Origin of the sequence: Maribacter sp., assembly GCF_049667165.1 — a bacterium.
GTDB lineage: Bacteria > Bacteroidota > Bacteroidia > Flavobacteriales > Flavobacteriaceae > Maribacter_A.
In genome coordinates, this window is sequence record NZ_JBATHS010000330.1 from 1 (window position 1) to 1523 (window position 1523).

A 1523-nucleotide genomic window follows, 5' to 3' on the forward strand; every position below is an offset into this window, starting at 1 on the left:
TTGCCTGGAATTTCTGCCAGTCGAGAAACCTGTCTACCGAGGGCATAGGACTGAGCATGGCCTGTGAACGGGATGAAAAGAAGAAACTCTTCACTGAGATGAAGCTGCAACTGGAACTGCCAGAGGGCTTCCCTGAAAAATATCGTGACGGCATCATCCGCGCCATGGGGCTTTGCGCTGTAAAACGGCACCTGCAGGAGGCGCCAAGTTTCACCATCGAGATCGTAGAGTAGCGAGGCCTTGGTTGAGACCTGGATTAAAATCTTCCCAGTCCCTCAACCCGGTCGGGTAATAACTTATCAGCAAACCAGTCATGCCCAGATCATTACTCACTGCCTCGATAATGAAGTTTGCCGACAAGCTGAGATTTCGCCAGCTGTTCCTGCTCACTGCAGCGCTGTTCATGATCGATCTGCTGGTGCCTGATATGCTCCCGTTCGTGGATGAAATACTCCTGGGATTACTCACACTCCTGTTTGCCAGCTTACGCAAACCCAAGGAACTGCCTCGGAAAACTGCTAAATAACTCAGAGAGCCTGTTATGAGATTAATGACGAACGACTGCAAGCGCTATACGAGGGACCCTCAGCCATCTTGCAGATTGAGTGGTTTCAAGTGTCTGCAGATGCTCATGCTGCTGCTGTTTCTCAGCGGCCTCTCCGCCTGCGCTACGCTGGGTCAACATGAGCAACGCGTGAAGGTCACGGTCACCAGCATGATGCCGTTGGAGTCGACCCTCATGGAGCAAAGATATCTCATCAAATTACGCATTCAGAATCGCTCCCAGAAACCACTGTCTATCGATGGCGTGAGTTTTGATCTCGAACTGAATGGTAAAGACTTTGCTTCCGGAGTCAGCAACCAGCAAATAACAGCAACCGCCTATGGCGAAGCCCTGCTCGAGGTGAAAGTGAGCAGCACCATTTTCGGTGTGATACGTCAGATCCAGTCGCTGCAGGAACTGGAAGGCAAACCCTTTCAATATCAGATCAGCGGCAACCTCAGCACACCGGGCAGCTTTATCAATCTGCCCTTTCGAGAAAGCGGTGAGATCGATCTCAGCGCAGGTTCCAAAAAGCAGGCGCCGCTAAATCCATAAAGTCACCGCCAGATGACTTGATGCTTGACTGGCCGCAATCAGTTTCGAGTAGATCAATTGGTTATAGCTTGAGCTTGTAAGGTTAGAATGGCTGTTGACTCTCAGCTGAGTTTTTCAGATTAGACATCAATGGTATTTTATGTAATAGCTTGGAACCGACTCATAGCTGCCTTTAGCGCGCTGTATACAAGGCAATTATGATTGAGCCGTTAGGCTGTTGGGCGCGAGGGATGAAATAGCGTATACACTACCGGCACCAACACCAAGGTGATTAATGTCGAGGCGGTAAGGCCGCCAATCACCACTCGCGCAAGTGGCGCTTGAGCATCCGCTCCTTCCCCGATACCCAGGGCCAAGGGCAATAGCGCCAGTATGGTAGTCAGTGAGGTCATAAGAATCGGCCTCAAGCGACGCCGCCCTGCTT

General features: G+C 51.1%; 4 protein-coding genes. 3 read left to right on the forward strand and 1 reads right to left on the reverse strand.

The features are described 5' to 3' along the window. The 3 genes from WBM98_RS15145 to WBM98_RS15155 form a co-directional block, all read left to right on the forward strand. Nucleotides 1-233 (forward strand): hypothetical protein (locus WBM98_RS15145; RefSeq protein WP_424366864.1); only part of this gene is annotated, 233 nt, incomplete at its 5' end. A gap of 110 nt (nt 234-343) precedes the next feature. Beyond that, a complete protein-coding gene (locus WBM98_RS15150; protein WP_424366865.1) occupies nt 344-526 on the forward strand; it encodes a DUF6116 family protein in 183 nt (60 codons plus the stop codon). 99 nt (nt 527-625) lie between these two features. Further along, on the forward strand, nt 626-1099 hold the full coding sequence (locus WBM98_RS15155; protein ID WP_424366866.1) for an LEA type 2 family protein: 474 nt from the start codon (nt 626-628) through the stop codon (nt 1097-1099). A 209-nt stretch (nt 1100-1308) separates the two neighbouring features. On the opposite strand, the gene WBM98_RS15160 is transcribed toward WBM98_RS15155, so the two are convergent. Further along, a partial coding sequence (locus WBM98_RS15160) for an efflux RND transporter permease subunit (RefSeq protein ID WP_424366867.1) occupies nt 1309-1523 on the reverse strand: 215 nt, incomplete at its 5' end.